Genomic DNA, 19456 nt, shown 5'->3' on the forward strand with positions numbered 1-19456 from the left:
GCCGCCCGTGTGACGTCCCGCCGCGCAGACGGCATGCTCACGCCATGCCGAGCAGCCCTTCGCAAAGGCGCGGCGACTTCAATTTCTGCAGCCACCACTTCAACGCTTCGCCCGGCGCTTCCGCCCGCCACGCATACGCCACGTGCTCGGTCAGCGACATGCCCTCGTCGGTATCGCAGATCACCAGCACGCCCTGCGCCAGATAGGGCGCCGCCAGCGTCAGCGGCAGGTAGCCGCATCCCAATCCCCGGATCTGTGCCTCGATCTTGGCCTGCATCGTCGGCATCACCAGCGTCGGCTGCTCGGCCAGGATGCCGCGCGACAGCGGCGGCAGGTTGCGCGAGGTATCGGCCACCACCACCGCGCAATAGCGCGTGATGTCGGCGCGGCTCAGCGGCTGCGGCGCCGACGCCAGCGGATGGTGCGCCGCCACGCAGAAGCCGAACTGCGCCTGGCCCATCGTCACCGAGCGGTAGGGGCCGGTGGGTTCGCCCGCCGCGCCCGCGCCGATCACCAGGTCGGCGCGATTCGAGGTCAGCGCGTCCCAGTTGCCGCTCAGCACCTCGGTCGAAAAGCGCAGCGTGGTCGCGCTGCCCAGCGCCTGGAACTCTTCAACCAGGTCGTACAGCGGCCGCCACGGCAGCACCGCGCTCACGGCGATGCGCAGTTCCACCTCCCAGCCCGTCGCGATACGCTTGACCCGGCAGGCCAGGTCGTCCAGCGACTGCAGCACGTGGCGCCCGTCCTTGAGCAGCGCCTCGCCTGCCGGCGTCAGCAGCGCCCGGTGGCCCGAGCGATCGAACAGCAGCACGTCCAGCCCGTCCTCCAGCTTGCGGATCGCGTAGGTCACGGCGGAGGGCACCTTGTCCAGTTCGCGCGCCGCCTTGGCGAAGCTGCCGTGGCGCGCGATCGCGTCCACCAGGACGAGCAATTCGGGGGTGATCGGCTGCATCGGCGCGCTCCGGCAAGTTTCGTTCAAATAATTTGAATGGTTTCTTCAAATCATAGCGTCAAATCGGCCTCCAGGTACGCGCACAATGTCACTCATGCCGGTTGAGCAGTCAGGCTTTCAGCAATACCGCGAGACAAGCCGGTCACCGCAAGACCATTCACTTATTTGAAACAGGGAGTCCACTATGCTTACCCTTCGCCGTAGCGCCGAACGCGGTCACGCCAACCACGGGTGGCTCGATTCGTTCCACACCTTTTCGTTCGCCAACTACTACGACCCGGCCCATATGGGTTTCGGCGCGCTGCGCGTGATCAATGACGACCGCATCGCCGCCGGCCGCGGTTTCGGCACCCACGGCCACCGCGACATGGAGATCATCACCTACGTGCTGGACGGCGCCATTGCGCACAAGGACAGCATGGGCAGCGGCTCCACCATCCAGCCCGGCAACGTGCAGCGGATGAGCGCCGGCCGCGGTGTGATGCACTCCGAGTTCAACCCGCGCGCCGACAAGGAAACGCACATGCTGCAGATCTGGATCGAGCCGAACGTCACCGGCATCGCGCCGGAGTATGAAGAAAAGGCCTTCACCGACGCCCAAAAGCGCGGCCGTCTGCAAGCCCTGGTGTCGGGCGACGGCGTCGACGGCTCGATGACGATCCATCAGGACGTGCGGCTCTATGCCGGCCTGTTTGACGGCGATGAGTCGGCCACGCTGGAATTGGCTCCCGGCCGCCGTGCCTGGGTGCACGTGGCCCGGGGCAGCCTGACGGTCAACGGCGTGGCGCTGGCGGCCGGCGACGCGGTCGCGATCAGCGATGAAACGCGGGTGGCGCTGTCCGGCGGCGACAACGCCGAGGTGCTGGTGTTCGATCTGGCCTGACGGCCGGCGGCCGGGCGAACCTGACGGTTCGTCCGGCCTTGTTTTCGATACGCGTCGCCCGCCCGACAGCGGGCGGCGGCGCGGCAGGCGGTTCAGCAAAGCCCCCCGGGGCCTTAACATGGTCCCGAGACGGCCAACCTACAGGAGTATTCCCATGTCCACTTTGTCCCAAGCCGGCGACAGCCAGATCGAAACCGTGGTGGTGCCGCGCAGCAGCGACCTAGGCGGTTTTGAAGTCCGGCGCGCGCTGCCCTCGGCGCAGCGCCGCACCGTCGGCCCGTTCGTCTTCCTGGACCACATGGGCCCGGTTGAATTCACGGCCGGCTCGGGCATCGACGTGCGCCCGCATCCGCACATCGGCCTGTCCACCGTCACCTATCTATACGAAGGCTCGATGGTGCATCGCGACGGCGCCGGCAACACCCAGACCATCCTGCCCGGCGAGGTGAACTGGATGACGGCCGGCCGCGGCATCGTGCACTCCGAACGCTCCTCGCCCGAAAGCCGCCAGGCCGCGCAGCGCCTGGCCGGCCTGCAGATCTGGGTCGGCCTGCCCAAGGCCCACGAGGAAACCGATCCCGGTTTCACTCACTATGGCCTGGACGCCCAGCCGGTGGTCGAGGGCGAGGGGGTGCGCGCGCAGGTCGTGGCCGGCTCGCTGTTCGGCAAGACGTCGGCCGTCAAGACCCATTCGCCGCTGTTCTATGGCGACATGCAGTTGCAGGCCGGCGCCGTCACCGTGCTGCCCGCGGAACACGAAGAGCGCGCCGCCTACCTGGCGATCGGCTCGGTCGAGGTGGACGGGCAGGTGTTCGAGAGCGGCCGCCTGATCGTGTTCGCGCCCGGCCGTCCGGTGCAGATCCGCGCCTGTACCGACGCGCGCTTCGCGGTGCTGGGCGGCGAACCGCTGGAAGGCCCGCGCTTTCTCTGGTGGAATTTCGTCTCCAGCAGCAAGGAGCGCATCGAGCAGGCCAAGGAAGACTGGCAGCGCAACCGCTTCGGCCAGACCGTGCCGGGCGACGAGACCGAGTTCATCCCGCTGCCGCCGCCGCGGGCTTGACGCGCCCGGCCGGAGCGCCGGGCGACATGCGCCTGGCGGCTCCGGCCGGTTCGCCGTCTATCCGGCTTTCAACAACTCGAACGCCTCTCCCTTGAACACGCGCGCGGGACCACCCCGTGCCACCTCGTGGTGGAATTGGCGCCGCCGGGCCCGCTCCGTGGCATGCGCGGCCTGCTCATGTTGGGCCAGCCGATGCGCGATCAGCAGCGCGGCGATGCGCTTGTTGGCATGCTGGCTGCGCTCGGACTGCACCTTCACGCTGATGCCCGTCGCCACGTGCGTCGCGCGCACCGCGGATTCTGTCTTGTTGACGTGCTGGCCGCCCGGCCCGGATGCGCGCGTCGTTTCGAAGCGTATTTCCGTGTCCTGGCGGATGGCCGGCGGGTCGCAACGCAACGCGCCGATGAACCAGTTCTTGCGCGGGTGGCCAGGGCGATAAGGGCTGGGGCAGATCCACTGGATCGATCCCTCCCAGCACGCGGCCAGGCCGGCCGCGCCCGGACCATCGAGGGCCAGCAGCACCGAGCGATAGGTGCCGGCTCGGGCGCCGGTCTCCTGTTCGAGGATATCGATGCCAACGCCGCGCGCCTCGGCCTCGCGCAACAGGTAGGCAAGGGCCTTGGCGACCGCCAGGCAGCACTCATCGGGGCCCTGGGCCGCGGATAACTGTAGCAGCATCATCAGCAGCATTCCCCCCGGGTCTTGTAGGTCAACACCGGGCGCAGCCTGGCCAGCACCGTCAGCAGGCCCGCCTGTTGCAGGCTGGCGATGATGCTGTCCACGGGTTTGTACGCTTCCGGCGCTTCCTCATAGATCAGTTGCTTGTCCTGGCAGATGACATGGCTGCCCAACCGGGTCTTGCTCAGTTGCGCGGGACTGTAGCGCTTGAACAGCCGGTCCTTGCACTCGCTGCGCATCCACTTGCGGCCCGCGCCGTGCGCCAGCGAGAACAGGCTGGCCTCGCTGGCGATCGGCGCCACCAGATAGCTGAAGTCGCCGCGCGAACCGGGGATGATGACCGGCCCGCCGTCGGACGGGGTCGCGCCCTTGCGGTGCAGCCAGCCCGCTTCTCCGGCGATGACGGTGGGGGTTACCAGGTTGTGGTCGACGTCCAGCACCTGTTCGCCATCCACGCCCCAGCGTGCCAGCATGCGGCGCGCAATGAGGTGGCGATTGGCCTGCGCGAATCGCAACGCGTCGTCGTGTTGCGCCAGGTAATCCCGGCATGCGGCGCTGTCCTGCTCGAGGCCGTCATGGCCATGGCGACGGACGTGTTCCTCCAGGATCGAGCGGCCCAGGCCCCGCGAACCGCTGTGCACCAGCAGCAGCAGCTTTTTCTCGTCGATGCGCAAGGCCGCCAATGCCTGCGCATCGTGGATTTCGTCGATGCACTGCAGCTCGGCGAAGTGGTTGCCGCCGCCGATGGTGCCCAGCGCCTGCCGATGGCCGACGCCGGCGGGCGCCAGTTCCGACACCAGCGCCTGCCAGGTGTCGTCCAGCGGTTCGTCGATGTTGCGCAGCCGCTTGTCGAGCTTGTCCGGCGCGACTTTGCGGCTTTCGAGATGCGTCGACCAGAGCGCCATGCCGCAGCCGATGTCGCCGCCGATCAAGGCCGGATACAGGCGGCCGAGCGAGAAGAACGCGGCGCCCACTGGATAGCCGCGTCCGGGATGCAGGTCCGGCATGCCCGCGACGTGGCGCATGCCGGCGAGCCTGGCGGTGGTATGAAGTTGTTGGATCGCGTTGCCTTCGATCCAGGTGTCGTCCGAGGCGATCAATGTGACGCGCTCGGACAGTGCTTGAATGCAATTGCCCATGGAAATTCCAGATCAGGTCATGAGGAGGGCTTGCTCTCATTGCGCTCGCGCGCGCCCAGGTCACGCCAACACTCGCCGCGAAAGCGCGGCGGGCGCAGGCTACCCATGGCGAGGCGTTCACAGCGGCCGCGGCCGTGTGGATGCGGTACGGATGAGAGACCCTGTCAGGCAGGTCCGGGCCAAGGCAATGCGAATGGTCTGCCGCCAGGAATGCGGCAAGGAAATTCGAACGTGCTAGACGCGGCCTGCAACGGGGGAAGTCTGTTGTTGCATGGTGCTTTCCTCCTGTGCAGTACGGTGTATGGGGGCAGGGCGGCGCATCGGGCGCGGCGCCTGGGGGCCGGCGAAGCCGCGACGCAATCAAGGCGCCGCTTGCCGGGAAGTCCGCACTGTATCACCGATCGCGGCGGATTGATCGGCGCACGTGCGAAGAACCGCGATTTCGTTCGTCATGGCGTCTGAATTGCGCCACACAGTATGATGCGCATCCCTAACGTGATAACAATCGGGATGGAGACATCATGCAACGCTTTACCCTGAACGCGCTGCGCGGCCTGGCCGCGCTGGCGCTGATCCATGGCGCCGCTGCCGCCCAGGCCGCCGGCTATCCGGCCAAGCCCATCGTGTTCATCGTGCCGTACACCGCCGGCGGCACCACCGACCTGGTGGCGCGCACCGCCGGCGCGAAAGTGGCCGAGAAACTGGGCCAGCCGGTCATCGTCGAAAACCGTCCGGGCGCCGGCGGCAACATCGGCATGGACGCCGTGGCCAAGGCCGCGCCGGACGGCTACACCATTGGCTTCGGCGCCATCTCCACCAATGCGCTGAATCCCTTCGTCTATCCGTCGATGCCGTTCGATCCGACCAAGGACTTCACCGGCATCAGCATGCTGGGCGCGTCCTCGGTGGTGCTGGAGACCGGCCCGTCGCTCAAGGCGGGCAGCGTCAAGGATCTGGTGGCCTACGCCAAGCAGCATCCGGGCACGGCTTTCGGCACGCCGGGCACCGGCACCTCGATGCACCTGGCCGGCGTCATGTTCGACCAGCTCACCGGCGCAGGCATGCAGCACATTCCCTACAAGGGCAGCGCGCAGGCGCTGAACGACCTGCTGGGCGGCCATCTGCCGATCCTGTTCGACAACCTTCCGGCCTCGCTGCCGCACATCAAGTCGGGCAAAGTCCACGCGTTGGCCGTCACCGGCAGCAAGCGCGCGCCGGCCCTGCCGGACGTGCCGACGTTGGCCGAGCTGGGTTACGGCGGGGCGGTGGTGGATCCGTGGTTCGCGGTCTATGGCCCGGCCAAGCTGCCGCCGGAAATCACGGCCGCGTTGAGCGAAGCCTTCCAGGCGGCGCTGGCGATGCCGGATGTCAAGGACAAGCTGGAGCAGGCCGGTTTCATGCCGTATGGCTCGACGCCGGCGGAAGTGGAACGCCTGACCCGCAGCCAGTACGAGTCGTTCAAGGCGCTGTCGCAGAAGGTGAAACTGTCGGCCGACTGATCGGCCGTCGTGGGCGCGGGCCACGCCGCCGGCCGGACCCGCCGCAATCGCCGGTTCGTCGCGTGCCGCGCCCATGCCCCGGGCGCGGCCCTTGGATCAGCGCCCGCGCGCGAAGACCTGCTCGCGTTGCTCCACCAGAGCTTCGCGGCGGATGAAGTCGCGCACGAAGTCGTCCGTCGGGTGGTGGTGCAGGTTGTAGGGCGTGTCCCACTGGGCGATGCGCCCGGATGCCATGACGCCGATGCGGTCGGCGATGGCGAAGGCCTCGGCCTGGTTGTGGGTCACCAGGATGGCGGTGTGGCCCGTGGTCTTCAGGATCTCGCGCACCTCGAAGGCGAGGCGCTCGCGGGTGTCGACATCCAGGTTGGAAAACGGTTCGTCCAACAGCAGCAGGTCGGGCGAGGGCGCCAGGGCCCGCGCCAGCGCCACGCGCTGCTGCTGCCCGCCGGAGATCTCGTGCGGATAGCTGTTGGCGGCATGCGCCAGGCCGACCAGCGCCAGCATTTCCTCGACGCGGCGGGCGCGCTCGGCGCGCTCCAGGCGGCGCAGGCCGAAGGCCACGTTCTGCGCCACCGACAGGTGCGGGAACAAGGCGTAGTCCTGGAACATCATGCCGACGCGGCGCTTTTCCGGCGCGACCTGCTCGGCGGGCGAGGAGATGACCGCGCCATCGAGCAGGATGCGTCCGGCGCGCACCGGTTCGAAGCCGGCGATGGCGCGCAGCACCGTGGTCTTGCCGCAGCCGGATTCGCCCAGCAGGCAGCCGATGTGGCCGGCCGGCAGGCCCAGCGTCAGGTCCTGCACCACGGGCCGCAGGCCCTTGGGGGTGTCGTAGGCCAGCGAGAGGTGATCGAGTTCAAGCAGATCGGGCACGATGTTCAATGTCCCATTTTCAGATTGGTGCGGGCCAGCAGGATGACGGGCAGCAGGCCGGCCAGCACGATCGCCAGCGCGGCGACCGCGCCTTCCTCGTAGGTGCCGCGGGCCGCTTCGGCGTAGAGCCAGGTGGCGAGCGTGTCGAAATTCATGGGCCGCAGCAGCAGCGTGGCCGGCAATTCCTTCATGGCGTCCACGAACACCAGCAGCGCGCTGGCCGCCAGCGCCGGGCGCAGCAGCGGCAGGTGGACGCGGCGCAGGGTGCCCGCCGAGCTTTCTCCCAGCAGTCGTGAGGCCTGTTCCAGCGAGGGCGGAATGCGCGCCAGCCCGGCTTCCAGCGCGCCGGTGGAAATGGCCAGGAAGCGGATGGCGTAGGCGCATACGAGCGCCGCCATCGACCCCATCAGGAACAGGCCACCGCCGCCAAAGACTTTGGCCACGGCAGTGTCGATCCAGACGAAGGGGGTGAGCAGGCCGATGGCCAGCACGGTGCCGGGCACGGCGTAGCCCAGGCTGGCGACGCGGGCGCAGGCGCGGCCGGGGTTGAAGCCGGCGCTTTCGCGCAGCGTGCGGCCGGCCCAGGCCACGATCAGGCCGCAGAGCAGCGTCACAATGGTGGCGCTGAACGCCACGATCAGCGTGTTGCCCAAGCCGTTGAGCAGTTGGTTGGAAACGCCGCCCACCAGGTGCAGGCGCTTGTAGGTCTCGACCACCAGGTAGAGCGCCGGCGCTACGAAGCCGATGATCACGGGAATCCAGCCCAGCACCGCCGCCAGCACGGCGGCCGCGCCGCGCAGCCGCCGCGGCTGCATCGGCCGCATGCGTTGCGTGTTGGCGTAGCGCTGGCGCTTGCGGCCATGGCGTTCGAGCAGGATCAGGCCGATCACGATGGCCAGCATGGTCAGCGCGATCTGCGCCGCGCCGGCCAGGTCCGAGCGCGTGACCCAGGTGGTGTAGACGGAGACGGTCAGCGTCTGCACGCCCAGGAATTCGGACGCGCCGATGTCGTTCAGGGTTTCCAGCAGCGCCAGGCTGACGCCCACCACGATGGCCGGACGGGCCAGCGGCAACGCCACCCGGAAGAACACGCCATAGCGGCCCGCGCCCAGCGTGCGCGCCGCTTCCAGCAGGCTGGCCGCCTGCGTCATGAACATGACGCGGGTGCTCAGGTAGACATAGGGATACAGCACGAAGCCCAGCACGAAGATCGCGCCCTGTATCGAGCGCAGGTCCGGCAGCCGGAACTGGCGCGGGCTGTCGTAGCCCAGCAGCGCGCGGATGGCGCTCTGGATCGGGCCGATCGGGTGCAGCAGGTCGAGATAGGCGAAGGCGATGATGTAGGTCGGCACCGCCAGCGGCAGCAGCAGCGCCCAGGTCAAGGTGCGCCGCGAGGGGAATTCGTAAGCCGTCACCAGCCAGGCCGAGCCGGTGCCCAGCAGGGTCACCAGCACGCCGACGCCAGCCAGCAGCGCGGCGGTGTTGGCCAGCGCCTGCGGCAACACGTAGGTGGCCAGGTGGCGCCAGTGCGACAGATCGCCGCCCAGCGCCCACCAGACCAGGGTCAGCACCGGCGCCAGCACCGCCAGGCCGATCAGGGCGGCGCCGGCCAGCCAGCCGGCGCCGCGTTCAGCCCAGCGCAAACGCAGTGGCCGGGGCAGGGAATCTGTATGCATGCTTCACAAGGGTTACTGCGGGGAAGGCGCTGCGCGGGCGGCGCCTGTAGTAGCGTCAAGGCCTGCCGTCGCGCGTCCCGGGAGTTTTCCGGGCGAGCAAGGGCAGGCCTGAGTGCCGCGAGATGGCGCCGGCGGGCGCCGCCTTGCCGCGTTTAGTTGTCGAAACCGACCTTGTCCACCAGCTCGCTGGCTTGCTTGCGGTACTTGGCGATCTCGGTCAGGGGCAGGGGATCGACCTTCAGTTCGCCGAAGCTGGCGATGACCGGGTCGAGCTTGACGCCCTTGCGCACCGGGTACTCGTAGTTGGCCTGCGCGTACAGGGCCTGCGCCGGCTCGGACACCAGGAAGTCCAGCAGCTTGATGGCGTTGGCCTTGTTGGGCGCGTGGGCCGCCACGGCCGCGCCGCTGACGTTCACGTGGGTGCCGCCGCTCTTTTCGTTGGCGAAGGTCGGGCGGACCACCTTGATGGCGTCGCCCCACTTGCGGGCGTCGGTGCCGGGCTCGGCGTTCTTCATGTGGCCGACGTAGTAGGCATTGGCCAGGCCGATGTCGCAGATGCCGCCCAGGATGTCGCGGGCCACGTCACGGTCGCCGCCGGCGGCCTTGCGGGCCAGGTTGGCCTTGACGCCGCGCAGCCACTTCTCGGTGGCCTCGGCGCCGTCATGGGCGATCATGGAGGCGACCATGGCGGTGTTGTAGGGGTGCTGGCCCGAGCGGATGCAGACCTTGCCCTTCCATTTCGGGTCGGCCAGGTCTTCGTAGCGGAAGGATTCCAGCTTCAGGTCCTTTTCGACGTACAGCACGCGGTCGCGCAGCGACAGGGCGTACCATTTGCCATCGGCGCCGCGCAGGTTGGCGGGGATGACGGATTCCAGCGTCTGCGACTTGATCGACTGCGTCACGCCGCCGTCCACCAGGTCCAGCAGGTTGCCGATGTCGACCGTCATGAGCACGTCGGCGGGCGACTTGGCGCCTTCGGCCTTGACGCGCTCGAGCAGGCCGTCCTTGACGAACACGGTGTTGACCTTGATGCCGCTTTCCTTGGTGAAGGCGTCCAGCAGCGGCTGGATCAGCTTCGGTTCCCGGGTGGTGTAGAGGCTGACTTCCTCGGCCGCGTGGGCCGGGACGGCGAAGGCGGCGGCGCCGGCCAGGGCCAGGGCGCGCAGCAGGGTGGTCATTTGGGGACGCTTGGACATAGGGACTCCGGCAAAGCGGTCTGCTAACGAAAATGATTATCAAGTCAGAGCGGGACGATAACAGGAAGTTTTATCGTATTCAACTCAATGTAAGACTGCGCATAAGACCCTTGATCCCCATCAATACGGCATAAGGGTATTACGGAATAATGAGAGCAATTATCATCAAGTCCCTGTAGAATAGGGACAACCCTAATGCCGGGCGCGTCCTTTGTGCGCCATGGCGAACCCCTCGCGGAACGAGCCGAGGCCGTTGCGGTTTCCCGTCGGCCCCTGGTCCCGCCCTTACTAGATACGACATGGCTGCTTTCAATACCGAGCGCGTGCTGAGCGTGCACCACTGGAACGACACCCTGTTCTCCTTCACCACCACGCGTGACGCGGCCCTGCGGTTCCACAACGGCCACTTCGTCATGATCGGCCTGGAAGTCGAAGGCAAGCCGCTGCTGCGGGCGTACAGCATCGCCAGCGCCAATTACGAAGAGAACCTCGAATTCCTCAGCATCAAGGTGCAGAACGGTCCGCTGACCTCGCGCCTGCAGCATCTGAAGGAAGGCGACACCATCCTGGTCAGCCGCAAGCCGGTCGGCACGCTGGTGGTCGACGACCTCAAGCCGGGCAAGCATCTGTTCCTGTTCGGCACGGGCACGGGCCTGGCGCCCTTCATGAGCATCATCAAGGATCCGGACGTCTACGAACGCTTCGACAAGGTCATCCTGGTGCATGGCGTGCGCTGGGTCAGCGAGCTGGCCTACGCCGACTTCATCGAGAACGAACTGCCCAACAACGAGTTCTTCGGCGACGTGGTGCGCGAAAAGCTGGTCTATTACCCGACCGTCACGCGCGAGCCGTTCCGCAACCAGGGCCGCATCACCGAACTGATGGAAAGCGGCAAGCTGTGCGACGACATCGGCATTCCCCAGATCAACCCGGAAACCGATCGCGCCATGATCTGCGGCAGTCCGCATATGCTGGCCGACATCAGCGCCATGCTGGACAAGCGTGGTTTCGTGGTGTCGCCGGGCGTGGGCCAGCCGGGCGACTACGTGGTCGAGCGCGCCTTCGTCGACAAATAAGTCGCGCTTTATCCGCTCCAGCAAAAAGCCCCGTCGCCTCTGCGACGGGGCTTTTTCTTTCTGCGGAAAAGGCGCCAGGGCGGCGCTCGCTGCCCTGGAAGGTCATTCCGGCTGGATGCCGGCCTTCTTGATGATGTCGCCCCACTTCTTCGACTCGGCCTGCTGGAACTGCGCCAGCTCGTCCGGCGTGGAGCTGGCCGGGTCGGTGCCTGTCTGCGCATAGAACTGCTTGGCCGGGGCGCTCTGCGTGGCCTTGACCAGCAGTTCGTTCAGGCGCTTGACGACGTCGGGCGGGGTGCCGGCCGGCGCGTAGGCCGCGAACCAGTAGCCCATCTCGTAGCCCGGCACGCCGGATTCGGCGATGGTGGGCACGTCCGGCGCCAGCGGCGAGCGTGCCTGGCCGGTCACGCCCAGGGCCCGCAGCTTGCCCGACTTGACCTGGGGGAGCCCGGTGGCGGTGTCGGTGATCATCATGTCGATCTGGCCGCCGAGCAGGTCGGTGACGGCCAGCGGGTTGCTCTTGTAGGGCACGTGCAGCAACTGCACCCCGGCCATCTGCTGCAGCAGTTCGCCGGCGATGCGGCTGCTGGAGCTGCCGCTGCCGAAGCTCAGCTTGCCGGGCGACTGGCGCGCCTGCGCCAGGAAGTCGCCGACCGACTTGGCGGTCGAGTTGGGGTTGACCACCATGATCTGGCCGCCCTTGCCGAGCAGTGAGATCGGCGCGTAGTCCTTGACCGGCTGGTAGGTCAGCGTCTTGTACAGGTGCTCGTTGGCGGCGTGGGTGGTGTTGGTGGTAATGAGCACGGTGTAGCCGTCGGGCGCCGCGCGGGCCGCGGTGGCGGCGCCGATCATGGCGCTGGCGCCGGGCTTGTTTTCGATCACCACGGCCTGGCCGGTCTGTTCGGTGACGCCCTGGCCGATGGCGCGGCCGATCTGGTCGGTGGCGCTGCCGGCGGCGAACGGCACGATGAAGGTGATGGGCTTGGTCGGAAAGCCGTTGGCGGCGGCGCCCTGGGCCAGGGCGGTCAGCGGCATGGCGGCCAGCAGCAGGGCCAGCCGGCCCTTGAGGGTAAAGCGCATGATGTGTCTCCTGTCGTGTGTTGTGTGTGTTGTTGTCGTGGTGGTGCTGTGGGGTCAGGCGGGGGCGGGACGGTCCTGCGGAATGTCGGGCAGGCGGGCGGCCAGCGCGGCGCTGACCGGGACCGTCATGTCCAGCAGGCGGAAAGAAAGGCTCTTGCCGTGCGCGTCCAGGTTGAGCGCGTCGTTGACGCCGCCGTCCAGCACGCCTTCGAGCACGAAGTTCATGGCATGCAGGGTCGGCAGCAGGTAGCGGGTGACGCGAGCCGGCTGGCGATAGGCGAACCAGGCGGCCACGCGCGCCTCGGTGACCTGCGCGGCCAGCACTTCATAGCATTCGGGGTCCCAGGCGATCAGGCTGAGGTTGGAGGTGTCGCCTTTGTCGCCGGAGCGGCTGTGCGCCAGGCGGTACAGGGGCACGGAGGTCTGGGGCGTGTTCATTGCGGGATCTCGTCCAGGAAACGCCAGCCGCTGGGCACGGCATCGCGGGGGATGGTGCAGGACACCATGTTCAGGCGCGGGCGCAGCGCCGTGCGCACCCCGCCGCCGCCGGCAGGGCCGCAGGTATAGAGCGCGGTGACTTCGCGCAGCACGCGCTCGGCGATGGCGCGATCGGTGTGCTCGCCGGCGATCCGCAGGCGCACATCGCGGGCGTGTCCGGCCGCCCGGTCCTGACGCAAGGCGCCGGCGTCGTTGTCCAGGATGCTGATGGCGCCGATGAGGTCGGCGCGCAGGCGCAGCGCCGGGCCGATGCGCTGGCGCACGATGTCGGCGGCCAGCCGGGCGCGCGCCTCGGCCTGCACGCCGGCGTAGGAAATCTCGGCCTCGGCCAGCCAGCCGCCGTGGTGGCAGACGTTGACCTTCAGTTCCGCGGGGCGCGCGTGGCCGGTGATGCCACGCACGGCGACGAGGTCGGGACCCAGTTCCTCGACGCGCGCCTGGCTCAGGTCGGCCACCACGTCGGGGGTGAGGTAGCGGGCGGGGTCGTGCACCTCGTACAACAGCTGTTCCTTGACCGTGCGGGCGTTCACCGCGCCGCCGGTGTCGGCGGCCTTGCCGATGACGAACTCGCCGTCGGCGTCGATCTCGGCGATGGGGAAGCCGGCGGCATGCACGTCCGGCACGTCCTTCAGGCCGGGCACGCAGAAATAGCCGCCAGTGACCTGCAGGCCGCATTCGAGCATGTGGCCGGCCATGGTGGCGCGGCCCAGGCGCGGCCAGTCTTGCGCGTCCCAGCCGAAATGGGCCAGCGCCGGGCCCAGCGTCAGCGACGGATCGGCGACGCGGCCGGCGACCACGATCTGCGCGCCGGCGGCCAGCGCCTGCGCGATCTCGCTGGCGCCCAGGTACGCGGTGGCGCTGACCACCTCGACCCCGTCCAGCGCCGCGCCCAGGCGTTGCCGCAGCAGGTCGCGCTGTGCTGGTGTGTCCAGCGCGTCGCCATGGATCACGGCGATGCGCGGCGCCGGCAGGCCCTGCTGCGCCGCCAGTTCGGCAATGCGGCGCGCCGCGCCCACCGGGTTGGCGGCGCCGAAGTTGCTGACGATGGCGATGCCGTGGCGCAGGCAGTCGGCCAGCACCGGCGCCACCAGTTCGTCCAGCAGGGGCTCGTAGCCGCGGCGCGGGTCGGCATTGCGCGCCAGTTGCGCCAGCGCCAGGGTGCGCTCGGCCAGTGTTTCGAAGATCAGCGTGCCGCCGCCCCGGGCAGCCAGCGTACGCACCACGGCGGCGGCGCCGTCGCTGCGATCGCCCGAGAAGCCGGAGGCGCAACCGATGAGCAGGGGAGAGGAAGGCATAAAAGTCGCGTGAGGGAGCCGGAGCCCACTATAGGCAGCGTCCGATCATCCGTAAAATAGAAATATCGGATCAATTAATCCAAAAAAGCCATGAATCTATCCGCCCGGCAATTGCGCGCTTTCGTGGCCCTGGCCGAAGAAAGGCACTTCACCCGCGCCGCCCAGCGCTGCCACCTGACGCAGCCGGCCTTCAGCGCGTTGATCCGGCAGCTGGAAGACAGCGCCGGCCTGCGACTGTTCGTCCGCAACACCCGCAATGTGGAACTGACGGCCGAAGGGCGCGTGCTGGACGCGTCGGCGCGCCGCCTGCTGGCCGATATGGACCTGGTGATGGAAGACCTGCGCGATCACGCCGCCCGCCGTCGCGGCCGGGTGGCGCTGGCCGCGCTGCCGTCGCTGGCGGCGGGCTGGCTGCCGCCGCTGCTGGCGCGGTTCCGCGAGCAGCATCCGGGCATCGCGGTGGACCTGCGCGATGCCTTGCTTGATCCGTGCCTGGACATGGTGCGCGACGGCCAGGTGGACTTCGCGGTGGCTTCGCGACGCCCGGACATGAGCGACCTGGACAGCGAGTTCCTGCACGCCGATCGCTATTTCCTGGTGTGCCGCACCGATCATCCGCTGGCAACGCAGGCGCGGGTGCGCCTGCGTGACGTGGCGCGTCACGCGGTGATCCAGCTGGCGCGCAACAGCAGCGTGCGCAAGCATCTGGATGCGGCCTTCGGCGCCGATGCGCCGCCGCCGGTGTTCGAGGTCGAGCACCTGGCCACGGTCACCGGGCTGGTGCGCGCCGGCCTGGGCGTGGCGGTGGTGCCGGCGATGACGCTGTTCCACTTCGGCGGCACGGACCTGCGCATCGTGCCGCTGGCGGGCAAGGCGCTGCTGCGGCCGCTGTACCTGGTGTGGCGCCAGGGCCGCAGCCTGCCGCTGGCGGCGCAGGCGCTGTACGACCTGCTGTGGGCCAGCCGGGCGGAGATCGGCGGCCCGCCCCTGGCGGACCGTCGTTGACGCCGGGCGGGCAGGGCGCCAGGCGGGGCGAGCGGCGCTAGGCGGTCAGCTTGCCGCGAGCCAGCGCCAGCAGTTCGTCGGGATGTTCGGCGATGCGCGTGCGGGCGGCGTCGGCGCGTTCGGTGCGGGCCTGGGTCTGGACGGCGGTTTCCAGCGTGCCTTCCTGGAAGGTGAAGTGACGGGCGATGTCGGCCAGCGCATTGGCATGGACCGCCATGTCCGCGTGGGCCGCCACGATCGGCACGCCATTGTGTTCGCCGATCTTGACCAGTACCTGCCCGACCGCCATGTGCTCGGCTTCCGCGCGCGCCAGGTCATTGGCGTCCGGGCCATGCGGGTCGACGAAGGCATTGTCGACGGAGACCAGGTACATGGCGGGGGACGCGGCGTCCAGCTTGGTGGTGACCGAGATGACGCCGGCATCGGTGACCGCTTCGCCCGCGTTCAGGCGCCTGAGCAACTCGGTGTTGTGGTCGTTGGTGGCCAGGGTGCGGGCATACACCTTGGGCTCGCCCGACGGCGTGGGGGGCGTCAGCACCCGCAGTTCCAGCCCGGCGATCAGTTTCTCGCGGGATATGTCGCGGGCATCGTGGGTGTCGCGCGGGGGGCGGGATTCTCCCGTCCTGAGCGGCGCGTCGCCGCGCAGCGCCTGGTTGAAATCGCGACCGTTGAACGGGGGCGGCACGTGGTTGTCATCCACGCTGCCGCCATCGGTCTGCGCCTGCTGGTACATCCACATCGCCAGATCCGCCTCCGGCGGCATCTGGTCGGCCACGCTCTTGGGCACGCCGAGGCTGGTCGCGGTCTCGCTGGCGCGTTGCTGGTGAAAACGGACCGCCGCCTGGGCATCGCCCTGGAAGGGTTGCGCCGAGGGGCGTTTGAAGCTGTGGTCGCCCAGATAGGCGTAGACCTCTTTGGCGCGCTCGGGGGCGACCGTCGGCAAGGGCGGCGGGGCCGTGCCGGTCTGCCCGAACAGGGCCGAGACCGCGTTGACGAGGGCGTCGACCGCGATGCTCAGCAGGCCGGGGCCTTGCGAGGATGGGGTGGCGGGACTGGGGTGCGCCTGGTGGCCCTGGGTGCCGGCGGTCGAATGGCCGCGCGTGCGTTGAATGCCACTGCCGCCGCCGGTGTCGTCGGGTGGCGTGGACGACGAGCTGTAGCGCCGTATCTGGGTGGTGATGGTGGACGGCTGGTGGCGCATGCTCATGGTGTACTGACGCACGAACGGCAGGGCGACCTGCTTCTGGGTGTGACTGGTGACGACGCGCCTGGCCGTATCGGCGACCTGCGGCGCCTTGGTGGTGAGGACTCGCAATGCGCTCAGCATGATGGATCTCCCGGGGTCAGGCGCGCAGGGCGCCGGCCGCTTGGCCGAAGGGTTCGGCGCCAGGGGCGGCGGCCACGGGCAAGGCATCGCGATAGGCGTCGAGCGCCTTGCCCGCCAGCACGGCGAAGTTGCCCACGACGTTCTGGAAGCTGGTCTCGTCCATGCCCGGCAGGTCCACGACCCAGCGGTACAGCACCACCTGTTCCTGGGGCTCCAGCGCGAAGGCGCCCGGTAGCAGATCCGGGTCGCAATTGAGTTGCAGCACGTTGCGCAGCAGGGTCGGGTGGACGTCGGCATCCAGAGCGTCGACCTGGATCGCCAGGATGAACACCTCGCTGTTCTCGGGCGGGTGGGCCAGGATGATGGCTTCCGGGAACGGGGATATGCTCAAGACCGTGATGCCGGTCTGTTCGAATTCGTCCGAGTCTTGCGTGCCGGTGGCCTGGCGAATCCAATCCTTGAGGGTGACGCGATAGTCCTGGGCCATGGTGTTTTCCTTGGGTGGGAATGCCGGTGGGCGATGCCGGGGCGGTCCGCATTGCGTTTTTCCGTCCCGAAGTGTGGGTAACATGGACGGTTCGGGGGTTCCCTGCCATCGAGCCTTTCGCAAAACCCTATTGCCGATTAAAATCCGATAGTTGTAGCTATCCGTCACCAGAAGGATTCCGCCCATGAGCAAGCAAATCATCCATACCGACGCCGCGCCCGCCGCCGTCGGCCCTTACTCGCAAGCGGTTGCCGTCACTGGCACCAAGACCGTCTACCTCTCGGGCCAGATCGGCCTCGAGCCCGGCACCGGCGACCTGGTCTCCGAGAACTTCGATGCCCAGGTGCGCCAGGCATTCGCCAACATGACGGCCGTGGTCGAGGCCGCCGGCGGCACGCTGGACCAGGTGGTCAAGCTGACGCTGTTCCTGACCGACCTGGGCAAGTTCACCGCCGCCAACGCCATCATGGCCGAACTCATTCCGCAGCCGTTCCCGGCCCGTTCGACGGTCGGCGTGGCCAGCCTGCCCAAGGGCGCGCAGTTCGAGGTCGAGGCGATCCTGGTCCTGTAACGCCTCCACGCGTTTTTCCCAGGGTTTCATTCCATATGCCGGCCGCGGCAGTGGCTACCAAGCGATCCGGCGCCGATTCCAAAGGCGCCGGCAAAGCCATGACGGATACGGAGCGCAAGCTGCGTAACCTGGGTCTGGTGCTGCCCGAGGACTTCGTGCTGCACCTGCCGCTGCGCTACGAGGACGAAACCCGCGTCATCCCGATCAGCCAGTTGCGGCCGGGCTTTGCCGGCCAGGTCGAAGGCGAGATCACCAAATCCGAAGTGCTGTACCGGCCACGCCGGCAACTCACCGCCACGCTGGCGGACGAGAGCGGCGAGCTGCAATTGCGCTGGCTGAATTTCTATCCCAGCCAGCAGAAACAGGTCACCGTCGGCAGGCGCCTGCGGGCGCGCGGCGAAGTGCGCGGCGGCCTGTTCGGGCGCGAGATGGTGCATCCGCGCCTGACCAATGCCGACGCGCCGCTGCCCACCGCCCTGACGCCGGTCTATCCCAGCACCGAGGGCCTGCCGCAATTGACGCTGCGACGCGCCATCGCCCAGGCGCTCGACCGCGCCGATCTGTCCGACACCTTGCCGCCGCAGGCGTTGGCGCGTTACGACCTGCCGCCGTTCGCGCCGGCGATCCGTGCGCTGCACACGCCCGCGCAGGGGGAATCGGAAGCGGCGCTGCTGGACCGGGTGCATCCGGCCTGGCGTCGCATCAAGTTCGATGAACTGCTGGCCCAGCAACTGTCGCTGGCCGCGGCGCGCGCCGCGCGCCGCGCCAAGGAAGCCGAGGCGCTGCCGGTGCGCGACGAGCCGGGCGGCCTGGTGGACCGGCTGTACCAGGCGCTGCCGTTCAAGCTGACCGGCGCGCAGCAGCGGGTGGTGGCCGAAATCTCGGCGGACCTGGCGCGGCCGTATCCGATGCATCGTCTGCTGCAGGGCGACGTCGGTAGCGGCAAGACCGTGGTCGCCGCCATCGCCGCGGCCCAGGCCATCGCTGGCGGCGCGCAGGTGGCGCTGATGGCGCCCACCGAAATCCTGGCCGAACAGCATTTCCGCAAGCTGGTGTCGTGGCTGCAGCCGCTGGGCGTGAACGTCGCCTGGCTCAGCGGCAGCCTGACGGCCAAGGCGCGCCGAGAAGCCGCCGCCGCCGCGGCCGACGGCAGCGTGCAACTGGTGGTGGGCACCCAGGCCCTGATCCAGGACCACGTCGAATTCCATCGTCTGGGGCTGTCGATCGTCGACGAGCAGCATCGCTTCGGCGTCGGCCAGCGCCTGGCGCTGACGCGCAAGGGCGAGACCGTGCGCGGCCGCATCGTGCCGCACCAGCTCAACATGAGCGCCACGCCGATCCCGCGCACGCTGGCCATGACCTTCTTCGCCGACCTGGACGTGTCGGTGATCGATGAACTGCCCCCGGGGCGCACGCCGGTGCTGACCAAGCTGGTGTCGGACGCGCGGCGCGAGGAAGTCATCGCCCACATCGCGCAGGCCGCGCGGGGCGGCCAGCAGGCCTACTGGGTCTGTCCGCTGGTCGAGGAAAGCGAGGCCCTGGAACTGCAGACCGCGGTCGATACCTATGAGGGCATGCGCGTCGATCTGCCGGACCTGCGCATCGGCCTGGTGCATGGCCGCCTGCCGCAGGCCGAGAAGGCCGCCGTGATGCAGGCCTTCCGCGAGGGCGAGATCGACCTGCTGGTGGCCACTACCGTGATCGAGGTCGGGGTGGACGTGCCCAATGCCTCGCTGATGGTCATCGAACACGCCGAGCGCTTCGGCCTGGCGCAACTGCACCAGTTGCGCGGCCGGGTAGGGCGCGGCACCGCCGAATCCGTCTGCGTGCTGCTCTACCAGACGCCGCTGTCGCAGGTGGCGCGCGAGCGCCTGCGCGCCATGTTCGAGACCTCCGATGGTTTCGAGATCGCGCGCCGCGACCTGGAACAACGCGGCCCCGGTGAATTCCTGGGCACGCGCCAGTCGGGCATGGCGCTGCTGCGCTTTGCCGACCTGGAAACCGACGCCGAGATCGCCGAGCAGGCGCGCGACGCCGCGGTCTGGCTGCGCGCCGAACATCCCGCCGCCGTCGAGGCGCACCTGGCCCGCTGGATGCGGGGCAGGGAAGACTTCCTGCGCACCTGACGGATGGGTTTGCGATGACCTTTTCATTTTCCAGC

General features: G+C 68.5%; 18 protein-coding genes. 7 read left to right on the top strand and 11 right to left on the bottom strand.

What is annotated here, in order from left to right:
- Positions 1-37 precede the first annotated feature (37 nt).
- Positions 38-952 carry a LysR family transcriptional regulator gene (locus AruCF_RS13395; RefSeq protein WP_083036773.1) on the bottom strand — a complete coding sequence of 305 codons (915 nt, stop codon included), beginning with the start codon at positions 950-952 and terminating at the stop codon, positions 38-40.
- Positions 953-1136: 184 nt separating this feature from the next.
- On the opposite strand from AruCF_RS13395, the gene AruCF_RS13400 reads away from it, so the two are divergent.
- Positions 1137-1835 carry a pirin family protein gene (locus AruCF_RS13400; RefSeq protein WP_049073519.1) on the top strand — a complete coding sequence of 233 codons (699 nt, stop codon included), beginning with the start codon at positions 1137-1139 and terminating at the stop codon, positions 1833-1835.
- 154 nt (positions 1836-1989) lie between these two features.
- Positions 1990-2895, top strand: a complete 906-nt coding sequence (locus tag AruCF_RS13405) for a pirin family protein (RefSeq protein WP_049073520.1) — start codon at positions 1990-1992, stop codon at positions 2893-2895.
- Positions 2896-2952: 57 nt separating this feature from the next.
- On the opposite strand, the gene prfH is transcribed toward AruCF_RS13405, so the two are convergent.
- Together prfH and AruCF_RS13415 are read right to left on the bottom strand one after the other, a co-directional pair.
- Complete coding sequence (gene prfH, locus AruCF_RS13410; RefSeq protein WP_049077763.1) at positions 2953-3576, bottom strand: peptide chain release factor H; 624 nt, start codon at positions 3574-3576, stop codon at positions 2953-2955.
- Entirely contained in the window at positions 3576-4712 is a 1137-nt protein-coding gene (locus tag AruCF_RS13415) for an RNA ligase RtcB family protein (RefSeq protein WP_049073521.1), read from the bottom strand. Before AruCF_RS13415 ends, prfH begins: the two co-directional genes overlap by 1 nt.
- A 521-nt stretch (positions 4713-5233) precedes the next feature.
- Here AruCF_RS13415 and AruCF_RS13420 point away from each other — a divergent pair.
- Entirely contained in the window at positions 5234-6211 is a 978-nt protein-coding gene (locus AruCF_RS13420) for a Bug family tripartite tricarboxylate transporter substrate binding protein (RefSeq protein WP_049073522.1), read from the top strand.
- Positions 6212-6307: 96 nt separating this feature from the next.
- Here AruCF_RS13420 and AruCF_RS13425 read toward each other — a convergent pair whose 3' ends face one another.
- The 3 genes from AruCF_RS13425 to AruCF_RS13435 form a co-directional block, all read right to left on the bottom strand.
- Positions 6308-7084 (bottom strand): ABC transporter ATP-binding protein, encoded by a 777-nt coding sequence (locus AruCF_RS13425; protein WP_049077764.1) that lies wholly within the window; start codon positions 7082-7084, stop codon positions 6308-6310.
- 5 nt (positions 7085-7089) lie between these two features.
- On the bottom strand, positions 7090-8760 hold the full coding sequence (locus AruCF_RS13430; protein WP_049073523.1) for an ABC transporter permease: 1671 nt from the start codon (positions 8758-8760) through the stop codon (positions 7090-7092).
- A 152-nt stretch (positions 8761-8912) separates the two neighbouring features.
- On the bottom strand, positions 8913-9956 hold the full coding sequence (locus AruCF_RS13435; protein WP_006388240.1) for a Fe(3+) ABC transporter substrate-binding protein: 1044 nt from the start codon (positions 9954-9956) through the stop codon (positions 8913-8915).
- A gap of 299 nt (positions 9957-10255) precedes the next feature.
- Here AruCF_RS13435 and AruCF_RS13440 point away from each other — a divergent pair, with 299 nt between their 5' ends.
- On the top strand, positions 10256-11032 hold the full coding sequence (locus AruCF_RS13440) for a ferredoxin--NADP reductase (RefSeq protein WP_049073524.1): 777 nt from the start codon (positions 10256-10258) through the stop codon (positions 11030-11032).
- A gap of 102 nt (positions 11033-11134) precedes the next feature.
- Here AruCF_RS13440 and AruCF_RS13445 read toward each other — a convergent pair whose 3' ends face one another.
- The 3 genes from AruCF_RS13445 to AruCF_RS13455 are packed head-to-tail and all read right to left on the bottom strand — an operon-like array spanning position 11135 to position 13905.
- Entirely contained in the window at positions 11135-12112 is a 978-nt protein-coding gene (locus tag AruCF_RS13445; protein ID WP_049073525.1) for a Bug family tripartite tricarboxylate transporter substrate binding protein, read from the bottom strand.
- Positions 12113-12166: 54 nt separating this feature from the next.
- Complete coding sequence (locus tag AruCF_RS13450) at positions 12167-12550, bottom strand: AtuA-related protein (RefSeq protein WP_049073526.1); 384 nt, start codon at positions 12548-12550, stop codon at positions 12167-12169.
- Positions 12547-13905, bottom strand: a complete 1359-nt coding sequence (locus AruCF_RS13455) for an acyclic terpene utilization AtuA family protein (protein WP_049073527.1) — start codon at positions 13903-13905, stop codon at positions 12547-12549. Before AruCF_RS13455 ends, AruCF_RS13450 begins: the two co-directional genes overlap by 4 nt.
- Before the next feature lie 90 nt (positions 13906-13995).
- Between AruCF_RS13455 and AruCF_RS13460 the strand changes: the two genes are divergently transcribed.
- Complete coding sequence (locus AruCF_RS13460) at positions 13996-14910, top strand: LysR family transcriptional regulator (RefSeq protein ID WP_049073528.1); 915 nt, start codon at positions 13996-13998, stop codon at positions 14908-14910.
- A gap of 37 nt (positions 14911-14947) precedes the next feature.
- Here the strand turns inward: AruCF_RS13460 and AruCF_RS13465 are convergent, their stop codons facing one another.
- Both AruCF_RS13465 and AruCF_RS13470 read right to left on the bottom strand, forming a co-directional pair.
- Complete coding sequence (locus AruCF_RS13465) at positions 14948-16237, bottom strand: hypothetical protein (RefSeq protein WP_049073529.1); 1290 nt, start codon at positions 16235-16237, stop codon at positions 14948-14950.
- A 16-nt stretch (positions 16238-16253) separates the two neighbouring features.
- Positions 16254-16724: a YbjN domain-containing protein gene (locus AruCF_RS13470; protein ID WP_049073530.1), complete on the bottom strand. Its 471-nt coding sequence runs from the start codon at positions 16722-16724 to the stop codon at positions 16254-16256.
- Between the two features lie 184 nt (positions 16725-16908).
- Here AruCF_RS13470 and AruCF_RS13475 point away from each other — a divergent pair, with 184 nt between their 5' ends.
- Together AruCF_RS13475 and recG are read left to right on the top strand one after the other, a co-directional pair.
- The gene (locus AruCF_RS13475) at positions 16909-17295 is read left to right on the top strand and encodes a Rid family detoxifying hydrolase (protein ID WP_049073531.1); all 387 of its coding nucleotides are present in this window, start codon (positions 16909-16911) and stop codon (positions 17293-17295) included.
- Positions 17296-17330: 35 nt separating this feature from the next.
- Complete coding sequence (recG, locus tag AruCF_RS13480; RefSeq protein WP_049073532.1) at positions 17331-19421, top strand: ATP-dependent DNA helicase RecG; 2091 nt, start codon at positions 17331-17333, stop codon at positions 19419-19421.
- The last annotated feature ends 35 nt before the right edge of the window (positions 19422-19456 follow it).

Origin of the sequence: Achromobacter ruhlandii, from assembly GCF_002082135.1 — a bacterium.
GTDB lineage: Bacteria > Pseudomonadota > Gammaproteobacteria > Burkholderiales > Burkholderiaceae_B > Achromobacter > Achromobacter ruhlandii.

Excerpts from the sequence above, each read along its gene's own strand:
- AruCF_RS13455 (WP_049073527.1), bottom strand. The coding sequence starts at position 13,905 with ATGCCTTCCTCTCCCCTGCTCATCGGTTGCGCCTCCGGCTTCTCGGGC.
- AruCF_RS13435 (WP_006388240.1), bottom strand. The coding sequence starts at position 9,956 with ATGTCCAAGCGTCCCCAAATGACCACCCTGCTGCGCGCCCTGGCCCTG.
- AruCF_RS13400 (WP_049073519.1), top strand. The coding sequence starts at position 1,137 with ATGCTTACCCTTCGCCGTAGCGCCGAACGCGGTCACGCCAACCACGGG.
- AruCF_RS13430 (WP_049073523.1), bottom strand. The coding sequence starts at position 8,760 with ATGCATACAGATTCCCTGCCCCGGCCACTGCGTTTGCGCTGGGCTGAA.
- AruCF_RS13465 (WP_049073529.1), bottom strand. The coding sequence starts at position 16,237 with ATGCTGAGCGCATTGCGAGTCCTCACCACCAAGGCGCCGCAGGTCGCC.
- AruCF_RS13395 (WP_083036773.1), bottom strand. The coding sequence starts at position 952 with ATGCAGCCGATCACCCCCGAATTGCTCGTCCTGGTGGACGCGATCGCG.
- recG (WP_049073532.1), top strand. The coding sequence starts at position 17,331 with ATGCCGGCCGCGGCAGTGGCTACCAAGCGATCCGGCGCCGATTCCAAA.
- AruCF_RS13415 (WP_049073521.1), bottom strand. The coding sequence starts at position 4,712 with ATGGGCAATTGCATTCAAGCACTGTCCGAGCGCGTCACATTGATCGCC.
- AruCF_RS13420 (WP_049073522.1), top strand. The coding sequence starts at position 5,234 with ATGCAACGCTTTACCCTGAACGCGCTGCGCGGCCTGGCCGCGCTGGCG.
- AruCF_RS13450 (WP_049073526.1), bottom strand. The coding sequence starts at position 12,550 with ATGAACACGCCCCAGACCTCCGTGCCCCTGTACCGCCTGGCGCACAGC.
- AruCF_RS13445 (WP_049073525.1), bottom strand. The coding sequence starts at position 12,112 with ATGCGCTTTACCCTCAAGGGCCGGCTGGCCCTGCTGCTGGCCGCCATG.
- AruCF_RS13470 (WP_049073530.1), bottom strand. The coding sequence starts at position 16,724 with ATGGCCCAGGACTATCGCGTCACCCTCAAGGATTGGATTCGCCAGGCC.
- prfH (WP_049077763.1), bottom strand. The coding sequence starts at position 3,576 with ATGATGCTGCTACAGTTATCCGCGGCCCAGGGCCCCGATGAGTGCTGC.
- AruCF_RS13475 (WP_049073531.1), top strand. The coding sequence starts at position 16,909 with ATGAGCAAGCAAATCATCCATACCGACGCCGCGCCCGCCGCCGTCGGC.
- AruCF_RS13405 (WP_049073520.1), top strand. The coding sequence starts at position 1,990 with ATGTCCACTTTGTCCCAAGCCGGCGACAGCCAGATCGAAACCGTGGTG.
- AruCF_RS13440 (WP_049073524.1), top strand. The coding sequence starts at position 10,256 with ATGGCTGCTTTCAATACCGAGCGCGTGCTGAGCGTGCACCACTGGAAC.
- AruCF_RS13460 (WP_049073528.1), top strand. The coding sequence starts at position 13,996 with ATGAATCTATCCGCCCGGCAATTGCGCGCTTTCGTGGCCCTGGCCGAA.